We start from the raw sequence: 859 nt of genomic DNA, 5'->3' as shown, positions 1-859 counted from the left end.
CGCCGGTGGAAGGCCGTGCTCATGGCGCTGCCCGAGGAGAAGCCCGAGGCGTACGCCAGGTCCGTGATCGTCATGTGCCCGCAGTCGGCGCACAGGAGACGCTCGCGGACCAGGCGAAGGCGTTCCTCGCGGATCAGGTCGCGGGGCGTGGTGCCCACGTGCTGGAGCGCGAGCTGGATCTGGCGGAGGGACCATCCGAGGGCGCGGGCCATGGAGTTGCCGGACAGGTCGGGGTCGGCCGCGTGATCGCGCACGTAGCGGCGGACCATCGCCTCGACCTCGGTCAGATGTCCTGGTGCGTCGGGACGGTCGTTGCCGCAGGCGAGCATGCAGAGCAGTTCGACGACGCGGTCGCAGACGGCGTCGAACTGCGGGGTGGTGAGGTGGTCGCGCTCCTGGTTCAGGCTGCGCATCACGGAGTGCACCACGCGGCCAAGTCCCTTGGTCAGATCGAGCCCGGTGGCCAGCGGTGCCTTCCGGTTCAGCGGGCCGTCGATCTCCTGGGCCGGGATCGACATGATGACACCGCGCAGGGACGCGCCGTGCAGGAGCTCGAAGGGCGCGCCGAGTGTGAAGAGGCTGCCCGTGCCCGGCGTCAGGCGCACCTCCTGGTCGTCCTGCCGTAGCCGCAGTTCGCCGGAGAGCGGGAAGAGGAGCCGGTAGTCGGGGTCCGGCATCTGGCGGATGAGGCCCGGTGTGCGGGCGTACTCGATCTGGTCGCTGTGCCAGGTGACGACCTGGTAGGTGCCGCTGCGCTGCCGGACCATCTCGCCGCGGAAGACCTCGGCGCGGGCGAACCGGTAGTCCATCCGGGTCTGATACGCCCCGACGCGCTCACTCCAGAGGTCGGTCTGCTCGC

At 70.3% G+C, this 859-nt stretch carries 1 protein-coding gene; it reads right to left on the bottom strand.

The genetic code is table 11. The annotated features are described in order from the left end of the window. Nucleotides 1-859 (bottom strand): AraC family transcriptional regulator (locus H4N64_RS44165; protein WP_260860467.1); only part of this gene is annotated, 859 nt, incomplete at both ends.

The sequence above is a fragment of the Streptomyces cupreus genome (assembly GCF_014257025.1).
In the GTDB taxonomy this organism is placed as follows: domain Bacteria; phylum Actinomycetota; class Actinomycetes; order Streptomycetales; family Streptomycetaceae; genus Streptomyces; species Streptomyces cupreus.
Note: the sequence above shows the minus strand (reverse complement) of the source record. Positions and strands in the feature narration are given on the sequence as shown.